This is a genomic window from Streptomyces curacoi, assembly GCF_001513975.1.
GTDB classification, from domain to species: domain Bacteria; phylum Actinomycetota; class Actinomycetes; order Streptomycetales; family Streptomycetaceae; genus Streptomyces; species Streptomyces curacoi.
On record NZ_KQ947984.1, the window covers coordinates 1,019,654 to 1,036,157 of the forward strand.

17 protein-coding genes are annotated in these 16,504 nt (G+C 72.0%); 5 read left to right on the forward strand and 12 right to left on the reverse strand.

What is annotated here, in order from left to right; genetic code table 11:
- The first annotated feature begins 1 nt into the window (after position 1).
- Positions 2–796, forward strand: coding sequence for an IclR family transcriptional regulator (locus tag AQI70_RS04540; protein ID WP_062144406.1), 795 nt, complete (start codon positions 2–4; stop codon positions 794–796).
- A gap of 439 nt (positions 797–1,235) precedes the next feature.
- Entirely contained in the window at positions 1,236–1,397 is a 162-nt protein-coding gene (locus tag AQI70_RS38960; protein ID WP_159042609.1) for a hypothetical protein, read from the forward strand.
- Here AQI70_RS38960 and AQI70_RS04545 read toward each other — a convergent pair.
- From AQI70_RS04545 to AQI70_RS04565, 5 genes are all read right to left on the reverse strand, one after another.
- Positions 1,390–2,382 carry an adenosine deaminase gene (locus AQI70_RS04545; protein WP_062144409.1) on the reverse strand — a complete coding sequence of 331 codons (993 nt, stop codon included), beginning with the start codon at positions 2,380–2,382 and terminating at the stop codon, positions 1,390–1,392. The two genes, AQI70_RS38960 and AQI70_RS04545, sit on opposite strands and share 8 nt — an antisense overlap.
- Positions 2,383–2,402: 20 nt before the next feature.
- Positions 2,403–3,308, reverse strand: coding sequence for a ribonuclease Z (locus AQI70_RS04550; RefSeq protein WP_062144412.1), 906 nt, complete (start codon positions 3,306–3,308; stop codon positions 2,403–2,405).
- Between the two features lie 12 nt (positions 3,309–3,320).
- Complete coding sequence (locus AQI70_RS04555; protein ID WP_062144416.1) at positions 3,321–3,674, reverse strand: histidine triad nucleotide-binding protein; 354 nt, start codon at positions 3,672–3,674, stop codon at positions 3,321–3,323.
- Positions 3,675–3,790: 116 nt separating this feature from the next.
- Positions 3,791–7,057, reverse strand: coding sequence for a S41 family peptidase (locus tag AQI70_RS04560; RefSeq protein ID WP_079051136.1), 3,267 nt, complete (start codon positions 7,055–7,057; stop codon positions 3,791–3,793).
- A 74-nt stretch (positions 7,058–7,131) separates the two neighbouring features.
- The gene (locus AQI70_RS04565; protein ID WP_062144419.1) at positions 7,132–7,629 is read right to left on the reverse strand and encodes a hypothetical protein; all 498 of its coding nucleotides are present in this window, start codon (positions 7,627–7,629) and stop codon (positions 7,132–7,134) included.
- 326 nt (positions 7,630–7,955) lie between these two features.
- On the opposite strand from AQI70_RS04565, the gene AQI70_RS04570 reads away from it, so the two are divergent.
- Positions 7,956–8,348 carry a hypothetical protein gene (locus AQI70_RS04570; RefSeq protein WP_062144421.1) on the forward strand — a complete coding sequence of 131 codons (393 nt, stop codon included), beginning with the start codon at positions 7,956–7,958 and terminating at the stop codon, positions 8,346–8,348.
- On the opposite strand, the gene AQI70_RS04575 is transcribed toward AQI70_RS04570, so the two are convergent.
- From AQI70_RS04575 to hrcA, 5 genes are all read right to left on the reverse strand, one after another.
- Positions 8,290–8,682 (reverse strand): VOC family protein, encoded by a 393-nt coding sequence (locus AQI70_RS04575; RefSeq protein WP_062145083.1) that lies wholly within the window; start codon positions 8,680–8,682, stop codon positions 8,290–8,292. The genes AQI70_RS04570 and AQI70_RS04575 overlap by 59 nt on opposite strands.
- A gap of 20 nt (positions 8,683–8,702) precedes the next feature.
- Positions 8,703–9,452 (reverse strand): 16S rRNA (uracil(1498)-N(3))-methyltransferase, encoded by a 750-nt coding sequence (locus AQI70_RS04580; protein WP_062144424.1) that lies wholly within the window; start codon positions 9,450–9,452, stop codon positions 8,703–8,705.
- Positions 9,449–10,534, reverse strand: a complete 1,086-nt coding sequence (locus tag AQI70_RS04585) for a nitronate monooxygenase (protein ID WP_062144427.1) — start codon at positions 10,532–10,534, stop codon at positions 9,449–9,451. The genes AQI70_RS04580 and AQI70_RS04585 overlap by 4 nt, the downstream gene beginning before the upstream one ends.
- Positions 10,535–10,682: 148 nt before the next feature.
- Positions 10,683–11,819 (reverse strand): molecular chaperone DnaJ, encoded by a 1,137-nt coding sequence (gene dnaJ, locus AQI70_RS04590; RefSeq protein ID WP_004001361.1) that lies wholly within the window; start codon positions 11,817–11,819, stop codon positions 10,683–10,685.
- Positions 11,820–12,836 carry a heat-inducible transcriptional repressor HrcA gene (gene hrcA / locus AQI70_RS04595; RefSeq protein ID WP_062145086.1) on the reverse strand — a complete coding sequence of 339 codons (1,017 nt, stop codon included), beginning with the start codon at positions 12,834–12,836 and terminating at the stop codon, positions 11,820–11,822.
- Positions 12,837–13,000: 164 nt separating this feature from the next.
- Between hrcA and AQI70_RS04600 the strand changes: the two genes are divergently transcribed.
- Both AQI70_RS04600 and AQI70_RS04605 read left to right on the forward strand, forming a co-directional pair.
- On the forward strand, positions 13,001–13,744 hold the full coding sequence (locus AQI70_RS04600; protein WP_062144430.1) for an MBL fold metallo-hydrolase: 744 nt from the start codon (positions 13,001–13,003) through the stop codon (positions 13,742–13,744).
- Between the two features lie 42 nt (positions 13,745–13,786).
- Positions 13,787–14,602 carry a DUF3097 domain-containing protein gene (locus tag AQI70_RS04605; RefSeq protein WP_062144434.1) on the forward strand — a complete coding sequence of 272 codons (816 nt, stop codon included), beginning with the start codon at positions 13,787–13,789 and terminating at the stop codon, positions 14,600–14,602.
- Here AQI70_RS04605 and AQI70_RS04610 read toward each other — a convergent pair.
- Both AQI70_RS04610 and hemW read right to left on the reverse strand, forming a co-directional pair.
- Positions 14,580–15,158, reverse strand: coding sequence for a Uma2 family endonuclease (locus tag AQI70_RS04610; protein WP_062145087.1), 579 nt, complete (start codon positions 15,156–15,158; stop codon positions 14,580–14,582). The genes AQI70_RS04605 and AQI70_RS04610 overlap by 23 nt on opposite strands.
- A 100-nt stretch (positions 15,159–15,258) precedes the next feature.
- On the reverse strand, positions 15,259–16,491 hold the full coding sequence (gene hemW, locus AQI70_RS04615) for a radical SAM family heme chaperone HemW (RefSeq protein ID WP_062144437.1): 1,233 nt from the start codon (positions 16,489–16,491) through the stop codon (positions 15,259–15,261).
- Positions 16,492–16,504: the final 13 nt, after the last annotated feature.

Here is a 16,504-nt window from a genome sequence, read left to right on the forward strand (position 1 = left end):
CATGTCGGAGACAGGGAGTGCGCCGGGCGGCGTCCGCGAGGTGAAGTCCGCGGCGCGCACGGTCGAGTTGCTGGACCTCCTCGCCGCCCGCGGCGACCGCCCGGCCCGCCTCCAGGAGCTGGCCGACGCACTCGACGTGCCGCGCAGCTCCATGTACGCGCTGCTGCAGACCCTGATCTCCCGCGGCTGGGTCCGCACCGACATCACCGGCTCGCTCTACGGCATCGGCATCCACGCCCTGCTCACCGGCACCAGCTACCTCGACTCCGACCCGCGCGTCCGCGCCGTACGCCCGTATCTCGACGAGGCGTCCGACGCGCTGGGCGAGACGATCCACATGGGGCGCCTTGACGGCCGGGACGTGGCCTACCTGGCGACCCGCGAGTCGCACGAGTACCTCAGGACGATCAGCCGCGTCGGCCGCCGCCTCCCCGCCCACGCGGGCGCGCTGGGCAAGGCACTCCTGGCCGAACGCCCCGACGACGACCTCCCCGAGGGCCCGTACCAGGCCCTCACCCCCAACACCCACACCACCCGGGACTCCCTCGCGGCGGACCTCGCCGAGGTGCGGGCACGCGGCTATTCGGTCGACCGCGAGGAGGGCGTCCTCGGCATCGTCGGCTTCGGCTTCGCCCTGCGCTACGACGCCCCCGCCCAGGACGCGATCAGCTGCTCGGTGCCGGTGGCCCGGCTGTCGGCGGAGCATGAGGAGCGGATCGTCGCCGTGATGCGGGAGATCAGGGCGAAGATCGAGGCGACGGCGCCTGCGGCGGGCGGAGCAGTGCACTGGCGTTAGCGCCCGTTCGCCCGGTACGCGACGTCGGCGCGTAGCGGACACACCCCGTAGTGGACGGGTGCACCCCCACGGTCCCGCAGTCGCCCACGGCGGGAAGGGGACGTGCCGGGGGGTGTCCGCCCGCAGTGGCCGGCGTCAAGGAAACAGCACCGCCTGGCCTACGCCAACCGCCGGTCCGAGGACGGACACCCCCCGGCGCGGCGCCGACCCACAAACCGACCGCAGGCGCCGCGCGAACCCCCACCACACCGCACAGGCGCCGCAGGCACAGACAGGCACCCCCACCGAACCCGCACAGGCCGCCGCAGGCATCCCCGCCCCACCACCGGAGCTACTCGCACCGGACCACCACAGTGGGCCTCCTCGGCGTCTCCGCCCTCGCGGGCGCCAGTCATGGGCGCGGTCCTCGCGGCCGGGCTGCTGGTCGTCGCCGCCACCGATGACAGCCGTGGCGCTGGGCAGGCGCCCCCGGCAGCCGGAGCAGACCGTGGCGGTCATGGAGGCCGTGGAGGCCACGGGGCTTGTCGTGGTCGTCGAGCTTCCGCTGGACACCGCCGAGGCCGCCGCGCCCGTCCCCGACCGGCTGGCCGAGGCTACGTGAACTCGTACGCCTCCACCTCGGCCAGATACCGCGCCCGCCGCTCCTCGTCGTCCTCCAGGAAGGAGGCGAGGAAGGAGTTGCGGGCGAGTTCCCGGAGCCGTTCCCCGGTCAGGCCGAGGGTCTGTCGTACGGCGTCGAAGTTGTCGCCGGCGTAACCGCCGAAGTAGGCCGGGTCGTCGGAGTTGACCGTGCACAGGAGCCCGGCGTCGAGCATCGCGGGCAGGGGGTGGTCGGCGAGGGTGTCGACGGTGCGCAGCCTGACGTTCGACAGCGGACACAGGGTCAGCGGCACCCGCTCCCGCACCAGCCGCTCGACCAGCGCCGGGTCCTCCACGCACCGCAGCCCGTGGTCGACGCGCTCGACGCCGAGGACGTCGAGGGCCTCGGTGATGTAGGCGGGCGGCCCCTCCTCGCCCGCGTGCGCGACGCGGCGCAGGCCGAGGGCGGCGGCGGCCTCGTAGACCTCGCGGAACTTCACCGGCGGGTGCCCGACCTCGGCGGAGTCCAGGCCGATGCCGGTGATCCGGTCGAGATACGGCTCGGCGGCGCGGAGCGTCGCCATGGCCGACTCGGCGGAGTCGTCGCGCAGGAAGCACATGATGAGCCGGGTGGAGACACCGTGCCGGGCCTCACTGCGCTCCAGCGCCCGCCACAGCCCCTCGACGACCGTGCCCAGTTCCAGCCCCCGCTTGGTGTGGGCCTGCGGGTCGAAGAAGATCTCCGCGTGCCGCACCCCCTGGGCGGCGGCGCGGGCGAGGTAGGCGTCCGTGAGGTCCGCGAAGTCCTGCTCGGTGCGCAGGACGGCCATGAGCTCGTAGTACAGGTTCAGGAAGGACTGGAGGTCCTCGAACTGGTAGGCCTTGCGGAGCTCCTCGGTGTCGGCGTACGGCAGCTCGACGCCGTTGCGGGCGGCCAGTTCGAAGGCGAGCTCGGGTTCGAGGGTGCCTTCGATATGGAGGTGCAGTTCTGCTTTCGGGAGAGGCATCGAAGAATGGTACGGCGGTATTACCGACGTTTCGGTACCGGCACCCGCAGCAGGTCGTGCGCGACCGTCAGCTCCCCCTCGAAACCGGCGGCCCGCGCCTGCCGTTCGAACTCGTCCGGCTCGGTATAGCGCTGGCTGAAGTGGGTGAGGACGAGATGCCGTACGCCGCAGTCGCGGGCGACGCGCGCGGCCTGACCGGCGGTGAGATGCCCGTGCTCGACGGCGAGTTCGATGTCCTCCTCCAGGAAGGTGGACTCGATGACGAGCATGTCGCAGCCGTCGGCGAGGGCGTACACGCCGTCGCACAGCCGTGTGTCCATGACGAACGCGAACCGCTGCCCGCGCCGGATCTCGCTCACCTCTTCGAGGGAGACCCCGCCGAGCACCCCGTCCCGCTGGATCCGCCCGACGTCCGGCCCCTTGATGCCGTGCGCGGCGAGCCGCTCGGGCAGCATGCGGCGGCCGTCGGGCTCGACGAGGCGATAGCCGTACGACTCGACGGGATGCGACAGCCGGGCTGCTTCCAGCGTGTAGCCGCCGGTGTCGGCGAGGACGCCGTCCTCGCTGACCGGCATCTGCTCGATGTCGACGGTCTCCCGGTAGGCGGTGGCGTATCGCAGCCGGTCGAAGAAGCGCTGGCCGGAGCGCGGGTAGTGGGCGGTGACGGGGTGCGGGACCTTGTCGAGGTTTATCCGCTGGATGACCCCGGCGAGGCCCAGCGAGTGATCCCCGTGGAAGTGGGTGACGCAGATCCGGTTGAGGTCGTGCGCCGCCACTCCGGCCCGCAGCATCTGCCGCTGCGTGCCCTCGCCGGGATCGAACAGAATCCCCTCCCCGTCCCACCGCAGCAGATAGCCATTGTGGTTGCGGTGCCGGGTCGGGACCTGGCTCGCGGTCCCCAGGACGACCAATTCACGTACGGACACGGCGATTTCCGCTTATCCGGGGGGCCACTGCAGGCCACGGCCACCGAGGACGTGCGCGTGGGCATGCCAGACAGTCTGACCGGCGCCGGCACCCGTGTTGAAGACGATGCGGTAGCTCTCCAGCTTGTCCTCGTCGGCGACGGACCGGGCCTCGCGCAGGACGTCCGCGGCGAGCGTCGGCTCGGCGGCGGCGAGAGCCGCGGCGTCCGGGTAGTGCGCCTTGGGAATGACCAGGACATGGGTGGGCGCCTGGGGGTTGATGTCCCGGAACGCGACGGTCGTCTCCGTCTCCCGCACGATCGTCGCCGGGACATGTCCCTCGACAATCCTGCAGAACAGACAGTCGTCCTGCGGCTCCCCTGCCATGTTCCCTCCGGAGGTCGGGCGATCTTCAGGAGGCATCGTATCGTCGTCGGCCGCGGGCGCCCGTGGGCTCGTCGCGCCCACGCGGCGCGGCCGCATGCCGATACGGCCCGACGGCCTCAAGCGGTGGGCAGATCCGGCGGTGTCTTCGCCGGACTGGTCTCCAGACTCTCCAGCGCGATCCGGATCGCCTCGTCCAGTTGGGCATCCCGCCCGGCCACCCAGTCCTGCGGCCGCTGAAGGACCTCCACGTCCGGGTCGACGCCGTGGTTCTCGACATCCCATCCGTACCCGTCCAGCCAGATGGCGTACTTCGGCTGGGTGATCAGCGTGCCGTCGACCAGCCGGTACCGGCTGTCGATGCCGATCACGCCACCCCACGTCCGCGTCCCCACCACCGGCCCGAGCCCCAACGCCTTGATCGCCGCGTTGACGATGTCCCCGTCGGACCCGGAGAACTCGTCCGCCACGGCCACCACAGGCCCCCGCGGGGCGTCCGCGGGATAGCTGTACGGCCGCATCCCGCGCGGCAGTTCCCACCCCACGATCCGCCGCGCGAGCTTCTCCACGACCAGCTGGGAGGTGTGCCCGCCGCCGTTCTCCCGCACGTCCACGACGAGCCCTTCCCGCGCCACCTCGACCCGCAGGTCACGATGGATCTGGGCCCACCCCGGCGCCTGCATGTCCGGCACATGCAGATAGCCGAGCCGCCCGCCGGACTTCTCATGGACGTAGGCCCGCCGGTCCGCCACCCACGCGTGGTAGCGCAAGGGCTGCTCGTCCGCGATCGGGATCACGACCGCGTGCCGCACGTCCCCGCCGCCCGCCGGCGAGATCGTCAGCTCGACCGCCTTGCCCGCCGTGCCGACGAGCAACGGCCCGGGCCCGGTCACCGGATCCACCGGCACCCCGGCCACCGCCACGATCGCGTCCCCGGCCCGCACCGCGACCCCCGGCGCGGCCAGCGGCGCCCGCGCCTCGGGATCGGAGGTCTCCGAGGGGAGGATCCGGTCGATACGCCAACTGCCGTCCGGGTGGCGGGATATGTCGGCGCCGAGCAGGCCCTGCCGCGGCCCGCCGCCGTACCCGCCGCGCGGCGCGACGTACGCGTGCGAGGTGCCCAGCTCGCCCTGCACCTCCCACAGCAGGTCCATCAGGTCGTCGTGGGTCGCCACCCGGTCGAGCAGCGGGCGGTAGCGGTCCAGCACGCCCGCCCAGTCCACGCCGTTCATGTCCGGCCGCCAGAAGTGGTCCCGCATGATGCGGCCGGTCTCCTCGAACATCTGCCGCCACTCCGCCGACGGGTCGACCCGCTGCCGTACGCGCGTCAGGTCCACGGTGATGTTCGAGTCGCTGTCGTCGTCGCCGGAGGCCCGCCGGTCGCTGGGGACGACCTTGAGCCTGCCGTCGGTCCACAGCAGCACCCGCTTGCCGTCGCCGCTGACCTCGAAGTGGTCGGCGTCGTCGGCGAGATGCTCGACGCGCCGCTGGAGGAGGTCGTAGCGCTCCAGCTCGGTCTTGGGCTCGGGGTCGTCCGGCGTGGCCCGGGCGGCGCCGAGCGCGCCCCGCACCGGGTGCCGCAGCCACAGGACGCCGTCCTTGGCGGCCCGCAGATTGGTGTAGCGGGCGGCCTCGACGGGGAACGGCACGATCCGGTCGGCGAGCCCTTCGAGGTCGATGCGGGTGGCGGGGGTGCCCTCGCTGTCGGGCGTCTCGTCCTTGTCGGGCGCGTCGAAGGGGCGGCCGTGCCGCTGCGGGCCGAAGGGGGACGGGGTGGTCGCGGCGAGGGTGATCAGGTGCGGGCGGGAGCCCACCACGAAGGCCAGGTCGAAGACGTGCTCGTCGTAGACCGGGTCGAAGGCCCGCGTGGACAGGAAGACCAGGTGTTTGCCGTCCTGGGTGAAGGCGGGGGCGTAGTCCTGGAAGCGCAGCGGGGTCGCCTCGGACACCGACAGGTCGGTGGTGTTGGCGAGCTTGAGCTGGCACAGCGGGCGCGGTCCGGGGTGCGACCAGGCGAGCCAGGCCGAGTCGGGTGAGAAGACCAGCCCGGACACGTCACCGTCCGCGCTGCGGTCGACCTCGCGCACCTCGCCGCTCTCCCGCTCGACGAGCAGCACCCGACCGTCGTGCGCGGCGACCGCGGCTCGGCTGCCGTCGGGCGCCATGGCGAGTTCCAGCACCCGCCCGAGCTGCCCGGCGGCGAGCCTGCGCGGCGTGGCACCCGGGGTGAGCCCGGTGGCCGGTGCGAACTCCAGCGCGTCGTCGCCCTCCGCGTCCGTCACCCACACCACCCACTCCTCGCCCTCCGCCCGGAAGGTACGCGGCAGCCGGGCGCGCACCCCGGGCTCCGCGGCGAGCGCTCGGGCGGGACCGGACCGGTGGGTGACCCAGTGCACGGCACCCCGGACACAGACCGCGCTGCCCCGCGCGGTGTGGTCCGGCGCGGCCTCCCCGAAGGCGCGCGCGGCGTTCAGCGGGTAGGGCTGCCGGTCGGTGCGCTGCCCGCCGAGCCGGATGTCGAGCCTGCGCGGCTCGGCCCCGTCGAGGTCGTCCAGGAGCCAGAGTTCACCGGCGCAGGCGTAGACGACCCGGGTGCCGTCGCTCGCGGCATGCCGGGCGTAGAAGCCGTCGAGGGGGGTGTGCCGTCGTAGCTCGGACCCGTCGGCGAGCGACGAGTACACCGCCCCGACGCCTTCGTGGTCGGAGAGGAAGGCGAGCCTCCCCCACTCTCGGCTTCGCTCGAGCGGGGGGACCCCCATCCCCACCCACACGGGGTACTCGATGTTCCCGTCCAGCTCCTCGTGCAGCCGTACGAAGTCGCCCTCGCCCTCCCGGTCGATCCACAGCTTGCCCGCCGTGCCGCCCCGGTAGCGCTTCCACCGTGCCGCCTCCAGCCCCATGGGCGCGGACGCGAGCACCAGGTGCGGCCCGAACGCGACGTCGCCGACGGGGCCGTACGGCAGGGTGGTGGCCGGTCCGCCGTCGAGCGGGATCGTGCGGGCCCAGGTGCGGCGGCTGCTCGCCTGGCCCTGGGCGCTGATCGCGAGGACCCGGCCGTCGGGCGTCCAGCCGCGCACGCGGGTCTGCCAGCTGCCCCAGTGGGTGAGGCGCCTGGCGGGGCCGCCGTCGACCGGCGCGATGTGCACCTCGGGAGCGCCGTCGCGGGTGGAGGTCCAGGCGACGGTCGTGCCGTCGGGCGAGATGCGCGGCAGGGAGACCGGCACGTTGTCGGCGCTGACCCGCCAGGCGCGGCCGCCGTCGAGGGGGGCGAGCCACACGTCGTCCTCGGCGGTGAAGGCGACGAGGTCGCCGTGCACATGCGGATACCGCAGGTAGGAGGCCGGGGACGGGGCGGAGGTCGTAACAGACGTCGCGGACTGTGTCACCCGATCACCCTAAGCAAGGGCGGCCGTCACGAACAGGTCTTTTGATCACTTGCCCGAACTCCCTTCGGCCGCGGTCACTTGCCCTCGGGCCAGCAGTTCGGGTGCTCCTTGCAGTAGACGGTCCTGGTGACGGTCACCGTGACGGTCGGGCCGGGCTGCTGTCCGCCCCCGGGCGGGTCGACGGGGGACGGCGTGGCGTCGCAGTCGCCCAGGCCGTTCACATGGAACCACTCCTTGCCGTCGATCTTGGCGACGAGGTCCCCGCGGACACAGGCGCCGCTGACGGCCCGGGTGATCCTGCCGGTGACGGTGATGTCCTTGCCGTCGGTGGTCTCCCCCTCGCAGTCGACCTCGACCACGGTTCTCTCGCTCGCCGTGGCCCCGCCGGGGCTGTCGCCGTTGTCGTACGAGCCCGTGCAGTTGAGCCACCGGACGTCGGCCTTCTGCCGCTCCAGCTCCTTGGTCACGGCCTGGTCGGTCGTGAACGCGACGGTCGCGGTGTTCAACCCGCCCGGATCGCAGGCGACCGCCCCGCCGACGGCGAACAGGGCGAGACCCGCCGCAGCCGCCACCCGCGGCCCTGTCGCGCGACGACCCGCACGACGACCTGAGCGACTGCCCGTGCGACCCGTACGACCCCAAATCCTCCGGAACGCCCGCATGGAGGGCAGCCTGCCACTGTCCCGGCCGACGCGGTAGGGCGCATACGGCCACTCCTCGCTCCCGCACGTCAGAATCGGGGATTCACTCAACTGACCATGCTCCCGAGGAGTGTTGGCGCCCTCGCCGCCCCCACGGACCTCCAGCCGCAGGACCGGCCAGTCCCTCCCCGCGGGACCCGGCACGCCGGTCCACCGACCCGGAGCGGAGGCCCTGCCCGGCGCCGTAGCGTGACGGGATGGGCAACGACCGCCGGCTGCGAAGGCTCGTCGTGGACGAGCGGACGACGTATCTCTGGAGCGTGCGGCACCAGCACGCGGACGGCGACGTGTGCCGCGAGGTCCTGCACCTGACCCTGGACGGTGTGCGTACCCGGATCGTCTTCCGGGAGGGTGCGGGCCGGGCCGTCTCCGGCGGCTACTCCTACGTCGGATGCGTGGCGACCGGCCCCGGGAAGCTGCTCAACCTGCGCGAACCCGGTGTCGTACGCGGGCTCGTCGACGAGGCGACGGCCCGTGGACTCCTGCCGGGGGCCGTGGAGGTGGACGGCTGGGAGCTGTTCGACGCCGTCCTCAGCCGCGCAGCAGCAGCCACTCCTGCAGCTCCACCAGGTTGCCCTCCGGGTCCTTGAGGTGGGCGACGCGCATGCGGTCGGTCATGGGGGCGGGGCCGTGCAGCAGGGTCGCGCCGCGCGAGGTGATCTGCGCGCAGTAGGCGTCCAGGTCGTCGACCCGCAGCACCACCAGTGAGCGATGGCCGGTGGCCTCGTCGCCGAGCTCGCCCAGCACCTCGGCCATCATCGCCCGGTCCTGGAGGGCGATGCCCGCCGAGCCGACGGCGGGGCTGAACTTCTCGTACGGCCCGTTCGCCGCGCCCGACTGCGGCTTGAGGCCGAGGACATCGGCGTAGAAGCGGTAGCAGGCGGCGAAGTCGGTGACCATCAGCCGTACTTGGGCGAGTTCCACGGCGAACATCCCTCCCGGTGTCAGGACCAGCGGCCGGTGCGGCCGAGCAGCAGGGCCGTCGCCGCGGTTCCGGCGGTGGAGGTGCGCAGGACGGTACGGCCCAGCCGGTACGCCTTCGCGCCCGCCTCCTCGAAGAGGGCCAACTCCTCCGGCGCCACCCCGCCTTCGGGCCCGACGACGAGCACGATCTCGCCGGACGAGGGGAGCTCGGCGGTCGCGAGCGGCTCGCTGCCGTAGTCGCGTTCCTCGTGCAGTACGGCGGCGAAGTCGGCCTCGGCGAGCAGCGCCGCGACCTGCTTGGTGGTGGCCGCGTCCGCGACCTCCGGGAAGCGCACCCGGCGGGACTGCTTGCCGGCCTCGCGGGCGGTGGCCCGCCACTTGCCGAGCGCCTTCAGGCCCCGCTCGCCCTTCCACTGGGTGATGCACCGGGCGGCCGCCCAGGGCACGATCGCGTCGACGCCGGTCTCGGTCATGGTCTCGACGGCGAGCTCACCGCGGTCGCCCTTGGGCAGGGCCTGGACGACGGTGATACGGGGCGACTGCGCCGGCTCCTCGGCCACGGCACCCATGTGCACGACGAGCCGGTCCTTGCCCTCGGTGTCGACGACCTCGCACTCGGCCCAGCGGCCGGCGCCGTCCGTGAGGACGACGGTCTCTCCGGGCCTTAGCCGCTTCACGGAGACGGCGTGCCGCCCCTCGGGCCCGTCGAGGACGTACCGCCCGCCGCCACCGGCGTCGAAGTGCTCGACCACGAAAACGGGAGCCGTCATCGCCCCGCACCGCCCTTCGGAACGGCAGACAACGCTGTCGCCGCCGCATCGAGCTCGGCGGCCAGCACCTCCACCAGCTGCCCGGCGGGCAGTTCGCGGGCCATACGGTGCCCCTGCCCCGCCCACAGCGCCATGCCCTGCGCGTCACCGGACGCGGCGGCCTTCTTGCGCAGGGGCGAGGTGAGGTGGTGGACCTCGGGATAGGCGGCGGGGGCGTACGGCCCGTGCTCGCGCATGAAGCGGTTGACGAGACCACGGGCGGGGCGTCCGGAGAACGCCCGCGTCAACTCGGTGCGGACGAACAGCGGGTTGGTCAGTGCCTGCTTGTGCAGGGCGTTGGCGCCGGACTCCGGGGTGGCGAGGAAGGCGGTCCCGAGCTGGGCGGCACTGGCGCCGGCCGCGAGCGCGGCGGCGATCTGGCTGCCGCGCATGATGCCGCCGGCCGCGACGATGGGCAGGCTCACGGTCTCCCGGATCTGGGCGATGAGCGACAGCAGCCCTATGCCGGTGCCGTCGGTCTCGGGGTGGTCGCGGTGAGTCCCCTGATGGCCACCGGCCTCGACCCCCTGTGCGATCACCGCGTCGGCGCCTGCCCGCTGCACGGCGAGGGCCTCGTCGGGCGTGGTGGCGGTGACCAGAGTGAAGGTTCCGGCACGGCGGAGCGACTCCAGCACCTCACCGCTCGGCACGCCGAAGTGGAAGGAGGCCACCGGCACCGGGTTGTCGAGCAGCACGGCGAGCTTGGCGTCGTACCCGTCGTCCCGCCCGCTGTCCGGGTCCCCCAGCTCGGTCTCGTACCAGGCGGCCTCGCCGGCCAGCTGGTGTGCGTAGACGTCCACGGCCGCGGCGTCGGCGTACTCGGGCTGCGGCATGAAGAGGTTGACCCCGAAGGGCCGGCCCGTGAGCCCCCTCAGCTGCTTGATCTCCTGGTACATCCCGTCGGCCGTCTTGTACCCGGCGGCGAGAAATCCCAGCCCGCCGGCCTCGGACACGGCAGCTGCGAGCTGCGGCACGGAGACGCCGCCTGCCATGGGGGCCTGCACGATCGGGTGAGGGAAGAGATCGGTCAGCGCGGAGGACATGACGGCATGTTGTCACGTCCCCCGAACAAGTCCGAATCGGCCCTTCCCCTTGGCATGGGCCATCACTTTCGGACGCCGGTCAGCCCATCCGGCCCGTCCGCCCTTCAAGCCGACGGGGGGCGAAACCCAACCCGCCGCACCCTCACCGTCAACGACCGTTGAACGCGTCCTTCAGCCGCGAGAACAACCCCTGCTGCCCCGGCTGGAACTGCCCCTGAGGCCGCTCCTCACCCCGCAGCTTGGCCAGCTCCCGCAGCAACCGCTCCTGCTCGGGATCCAGCTTGGTCGGCGTCTGCACCTCGACGTGCACGATGAGGTCACCGCGCCCGCCACCCCGCAGATGCGTCACACCCCGCCCGTGCAGCGGAATCGACTGACCGGACTGGGTACCCGGCCGGATGTCGACCTCCTCCAGCCCGTCCAGCGTCTCCAGCGGCACCTTCGTACCGAGAGCCGCCGCGGTCATCGGAATCGTCACCGTGCAGTGCAGATCGTCGCCGCGCCGCTGGAAGGTCGGGTGCGGCAGCTCATGGATCTCGACGTACAGGTCACCGGCGGGACCACCACCGGGCCCGACCTCGCCCTCACCGGCGAGCTGGATCCGCGTGCCGTTGTCGACACCGGCCGGGATCTTGACCGTCAGGGTCCGCCGCGACCGCACGCGCCCGTCACCCGCGCACTCGGGGCACGGCGTCGGCACGACCGTCCCGAAGCCCTGGCACTGCGGACACGGCCGCGAGGTCATGACCTGGCCCAGGAAGGACCGTGTCACCTGCGACACCTCACCGCGCCCGCGGCACATGTCACACGTCTGCGCCGAGGTCCCCGGCGCCGCGCCCTCACCGTTGCAGGTGTTGCAGACGACGGCCGTGTCGACCTGGATGTCCTTCGTCGTACCGAAGGCCGCCTCGTCGAGCTCGACCTCCAGCCGGATCATCGCGTCCTGGCCGCGCCGCGTACGCGAGCGCGGACCCCGCTGGGACGCCGTACCGAAGAAGGCGTCCATGATGTCCGAGAAGTTGCCGAAGCCACCGGCCCCGAAACCGCCGGCTCCCGCGCCGCCCGCCTGGGACAGCGGGTCGCCGCCGAGGTCGTAGACCTGCTTCTTCTGCGGGTCCGACAGCACCTCGTAAGCGGCGTTGATCTCCTTGAACCGCTCCTGGGTCTTCGGATCCGGGTTGACGTCCGGGTGCAGCTCGCGCGCGAGCCGCCGGAAGGCCTTCTTGATCTCTTCCTGCGACGCGTCGCGACGCACGCCGAGAACGGCGTAGTAGTCCGTGGCCACTTACGACTCCGCCAGGATCTGTCCGACGTACCGTGCCACTGCGCGTACCGCTCCCATCGTTCCCGGGTAATCCATGCGGGTCGGTCCGACCACGCCGAGCTTGGCGACTGCCTCGCCGCCCGAACCGTAGCCGACCGACACCACGGACGTGGAGTTGAGTCCCTCATGGGCGTTCTCGTGGCCGATGCGCACGGTCATGCCCGAATCCTTGGCCTCGCCCAGCAACTTGAGGAGCACGACCTGCTCCTCAAGGGCCTCCAGGACGGGCCGGATGGTGAGGGGGAAGTCATGTCCGAAGCGGGTGAGATTGGCGGTGCCGCCGATCATCAGCCGCTCCTCGTTCTCCTCGACGAGCGTCTCCAGGAGGGTGGAGAGCACGGTCGAGACGGTGCCGCGGTCCTCTATGTCGAAGGCCTCGGGGAGGTCCTCGACGAGCCTCGGCACATCGGTGAAGCGCCGCCCCGCGACCCGGCTGTTGAGCCGCGCACGCAGATCCGCGAGCGAGGCCTCACCGAACGGCGCCGGGCAGTCGATCATCCGCTGCTCGACCCGCCCGGTGTCCGTGATCAGCACGAGCATCACCCGCGCGGGCGCGAGCGACAGCAGCTCGACATGCCGGACGGTGGACCGGGTCAGCGACGGATACTGCACGACGGCGACCTGCCGGGTGAGCTGCGCGAGCAGCCGCACGGTCCGCGCCACCACATCATCGAGGTCTACGGCGCCCTCGAGGAAGTTCTGGATGGCACGCCGCTCCGGCGGGCTCATCGGCTTGACGCCGGCGAGCTTGTCGACGAACAGCCGGTAGCCCTTGTCGGTCGGGATCCGACCGGCGCTGGTGTGCGGCTGCGCGATGTAGCCCTCGTCCTCCAGGGCCGCCATGTCGTTGCGGACGGTCGCCGGGGAGACGCCGAGGTTGTGCCGCTCGGTGAGCGCCTTGGAGCCGACCGGCTCCTCCGTCCCGACGTAGTCCTGGACGATGGCGCGCAGCACCTGAAGCCTGCGTTCACTCAGCATCTCGCGCACACCTCCAGAAGTCGTTCCCCTTGGCGCTTGCCTGGCACTCTGTCTGCCCGAGTGCCAGCCGTCCCCGGCCCAGTGTACGGCGGTGGGGTACGCCCCGGGCAAGGCCGGTCCGGCACCACCGTGCTCGTTGGTGGTGTCCCCGCTAGCGTCGCCGTATGACGGTGACTTGGGAAGAGCTGCGGTGGGAGCGGCTGGCGGCCGGGGTGGGCCGGTGCCGGCTCCCGGTGTGGGACTGCACTGCCGGGCTGGTCGTGGGGCGGGACACGGCGCTGGTGATCGACGCGGGGTCGAGCCTCGGGGAGGGCGCGCGGTTGCGGACCCAGGCGCAGTGGCTCGCGGGTCACCGTGTGACCCATCTCGCGCTGACGCATCCCCATTTCGATCATGTCTTCGGGGCGGCGGCGTTCGCGGGCGCGGAGATCTTCGGCGCTGTGGGCCTGGACACGGTGTTCGCGCAACGGCACGCGCGCGAGGAGCTGCGGGCGGACGCGGTACGCAACGGCCTGGACCCGGCGTCGGCGGAGGAGGCCGTGGACGCCCTGGTCCACCCCCACCACCAGGTGAGCGGCGAGTGGACCCTCGACCTGGGCGGCGGCCGTCAGGTCCTGCTGGCGAACGTCGGCCCGGCGCACACGGCCCACGACCTGGTCGTGCTCGTGCCTGGCGAGCTCCCCGGCGACCGGGAGGTGGTCTTCTGCGGCGACCTGGTGGAGGAGTCCGGCGAACCCCAGGCCGGCCCCGACGCCGTACCGTCCCACTGGCCGGCGGCCCTGGACCGCCTCCTGGACCTGGGCGGCGAGGACGCGCTGTACGTGCCCGGTCACGGAGCGGTGGTGGACGCGGCGTTCGTACGACGCCAGCGGGACGCCCTCGCGGCCCGTTTCGGCGTGTCGCGTTGATCTGCGCTCCCTGACGGCCGGGCTTCTCCTATCGTCACTCGAATGCGCCAGTACTCACCGGACCTGACTCCCCCCTGGAAGAAGCCCAAGCCGGTCCCCGAGGTCCCGGCGGAACCGGGCCTGGTGGTCGAGGAGCCCGGCACCGGTTTCTGCGGCGCGGTCATCCGCTGCGAGGCGGGCACGGTGACGCTGGAGGACCGCTTCGGCAAGCACCGGGTGTTCCCGCTGGAGCCGCGCGGCTTCCTGCTGGAGGGCAAGGTGGTGACCCTCGTCCGGCCGACGTCCTCGGCTCCGGTACGTCCCACCCGTACGGCGTCCGGTTCGGTCGCCGTCCCCGGCGCACGCGCGCGGGTCGCCCGCGCCGGCCGTATCTACGTCGAGGGCCGGCACGACGCCGAGCTGGTCGAGAAGGTCTGGGGCGACGACCTGCGCATCGAGGGCGTGGTGGTGGAGTACCTGGAGGGCATCGACGACCTGCCGTCGATCGTGGCCGATTTCGCGCCGGGTCCGGATGCGCGGCTGGGGGTTCTGGTCGACCACCTGGTGCCGGGCACGAAGGAGTGGCGCATCGCGGAGGCGGTGACCAGCGAGCACGCCCTGGTGGTGGGCCACCCGTACATCGACATCTGGGAGGCGGTGAAGCCGTCGTCGCTGGGGATCGCGGGGTGGCCGAAGGTGCCGCGCGGGCAGGACTGGAAGACGGGGGTGTGCCGGGCGTTGGGGTGGCCGTCGGAGAACACCGGGGCGGTGTGGCAGGCGATTCTGGGGCGGGTGGGGTCTTACAAGGACCTGGAGCCGGCGTTGTTGGGGCGGGTGGAGGAGCTGATCGACTTCGTCACGGGTAGCGGTGGGGCCTGACGTCGGGGAACGTTCCGAACTCGCTGGTGTCCAGTTCGATTCCCAGATTCTCCAAACGGATCGGATCTCCGAACTTGATGATCTCCTGGCTGAGGTAGTTGGCGTCCTCACCCTCGCCCGCAGGCTTCGTCAGCAAGACGCACTGCGCCATGATCGGGTCGAGGATGAGGTAGGCGGGGATCCTTCCCGCCGCGTAGATCGAGCGCTTGACCACGTAGTCCTGGTGGACGCTGGACTTTGAGACGACCTCGACCACCGCTGTGACCAGCGCTGACGGCAGGAGATGCCCCGAAGCAGGCAGTACGTCCGGCGCCGCGACAACCAGGTCCGGGATGGGCACACTCTCCTCGCCGACGATGTCGACGTCCTGAGTCTGGATGGGATACCAGCGGTCCATGGGAATCTGCCGCTGTGTATGCAGCACGATCAGGTTGTGCACCAGATCTGGGCTGGCCATCATCACGATTACCCCCCGGAGGAGCTCAGCCTTGACGCCCTCGGGAGGCTCGAACATGTCGAGGTAATGGGCCATTCCACGCTCGTCCACAGCGGTCATCTCCGTGGCCTCCGCATCCGCCGCGTCCTTTTGGCGGCAGCCTACGAACACAGGTTAGAGGCCGAACCGCAGTTCCGGGGCGATTCAGTCGCCCGAGTGATCAGTCCACCAAGTCCCTGACCACCGCATCAGCCAGCAACCGCCCCCGCAACGTCAGCACCGCACGCCCTTCCGCATACGGCCCCTCCTGCAGCAGCCCCTCCCCCAGCGCCCGCCGGGAAGCCGCCAGCCCCTCCCCCCGCAGCAGATCCAGCGGCACCCCCTCCCGAAGCCGCAGCTCCAGCAGGATCCGCTCGACCCGTCGGTCCTCCTCCGACAGAAGCTCACGCCCCGCCCCCGGCGACCGCCCCGCCGCCAGGGCCGCCGCGTACGCGCCAGGGTGCTTCATGTTCCACCAGCGCACCCCGCCCACATGGGAGTGCGCTCCCGGACCCGCGCCCCACCAGTCGGCGCCTCGCCAGTACAGCTCGTTGTGCAGGCAGCGGCCCGCTTCCGAGGTCGCCCAGTTGGACACCTCGTACCACTCGAAGCCCGCCTCCGACAGCGCCGACTCCGCGATCAGGTACCGGTCCGCATGGACGTCGTCGTCCGTCATCGGGACTTCGCCCCGACGGATACGACGGGCCAGCTGCGTACCCTCCTCCACGATCAAGGCGTACGCGCTGATGTGGTCCGGCCCCGCACCCAGCGCCGCCTCCAGCGACGCCCGCCAGTCGTCGTCCGACTCCCCCGGGGTGCCGTAGATCAGGTCCAGGTTCACGTGCGCGAAGCCCGCCGCGCGGGCCTCCGCCACGCACGCCTCCGGGCGCCCCGGCGTGTGCGTCCGGTCCAGCACGCGCAGCACGTGCTGCTTCGCGCTCTGCATGCCGAAGGAGATCCGGTTGAAGCCGCCCTCGCGGAGGGTGGCCAGATACGCCGGGCCCACCGACTCCGGGTTCGCCTCCGTCGTGATCTCCGCGTCCGGTGCCAGCCCGAACTCGTCGCGGATCGCCCCCAGCATCCGTACGAGATCGTCGGCGGCCAGCAGCGTCGGCGTACCGCCGCCGACGAAGACCGTGCGGACCTCGCGCGGGTCGTCGCCGAGGACCTTGCGGGCCAGGCGGATCTCGTCGATCAGGGTGTCCGCGTAGTTGTCGCGGGAGGCCAGGACGCCGCCCGTGCCGCGCAGCTCGGTCGCCGTGTAGGTGTTGAAGTCGCAGTAGCCGCAGCGGGTCGCGCAGTACGGGACGTGCAGGTAGAAGCCGAGGGGGCGGTCGGCGGACCCGGCGAGCGCGTGTGCGGGCAGGGCGCCGTCGGCGGGGACGGGCTCGCCGTCGGGGAGTGCGGAGGGCATGGGTTCTATTGTC

What these genes read in the sequence shown, in the direction of transcription:
- AQI70_RS04580 (WP_062144424.1), bottom strand. Translation starts at nt 9,452, where the DNA reads ATGACGGCTCCCGTTTTCGTGGTCGAGCACTTCGACGCCGGTGGCGGC.
- hemW (WP_062144437.1), bottom strand. Translation starts at nt 16,491, where the DNA reads ATGCCCTCCGCACTCCCCGACGGCGAGCCCGTCCCCGCCGACGGCGCC.
- hrcA (WP_062145086.1), bottom strand. Translation starts at nt 12,836, where the DNA reads ATGCTGAGTGAACGCAGGCTTCAGGTGCTGCGCGCCATCGTCCAGGAC.
- AQI70_RS04545 (WP_062144409.1), bottom strand. Translation starts at nt 2,382, where the DNA reads ATGCCTCTCCCGAAAGCAGAACTGCACCTCCATATCGAAGGCACCCTC.
- AQI70_RS04600 (WP_062144430.1), top strand. Translation starts at nt 13,001, where the DNA reads ATGACGGTGACTTGGGAAGAGCTGCGGTGGGAGCGGCTGGCGGCCGGG.
- AQI70_RS04610 (WP_062145087.1), bottom strand. Translation starts at nt 15,158, where the DNA reads ATGACCGCTGTGGACGAGCGTGGAATGGCCCATTACCTCGACATGTTC.
- AQI70_RS04570 (WP_062144421.1), top strand. Translation starts at nt 7,956, where the DNA reads ATGGGCAACGACCGCCGGCTGCGAAGGCTCGTCGTGGACGAGCGGACG.
- AQI70_RS04605 (WP_062144434.1), top strand. Translation starts at nt 13,787, where the DNA reads ATGCGCCAGTACTCACCGGACCTGACTCCCCCCTGGAAGAAGCCCAAG.
- AQI70_RS04540 (WP_062144406.1), top strand. Translation starts at nt 2, where the DNA reads ATGTCGGAGACAGGGAGTGCGCCGGGCGGCGTCCGCGAGGTGAAGTCC.
- AQI70_RS04555 (WP_062144416.1), bottom strand. Translation starts at nt 3,674, where the DNA reads ATGGCAGGGGAGCCGCAGGACGACTGTCTGTTCTGCAGGATTGTCGAG.
- AQI70_RS04585 (WP_062144427.1), bottom strand. Translation starts at nt 10,534, where the DNA reads ATGTCCTCCGCGCTGACCGATCTCTTCCCTCACCCGATCGTGCAGGCC.
- AQI70_RS38960 (WP_159042609.1), top strand. Translation starts at nt 1,236, where the DNA reads ATGACAGCCGTGGCGCTGGGCAGGCGCCCCCGGCAGCCGGAGCAGACC.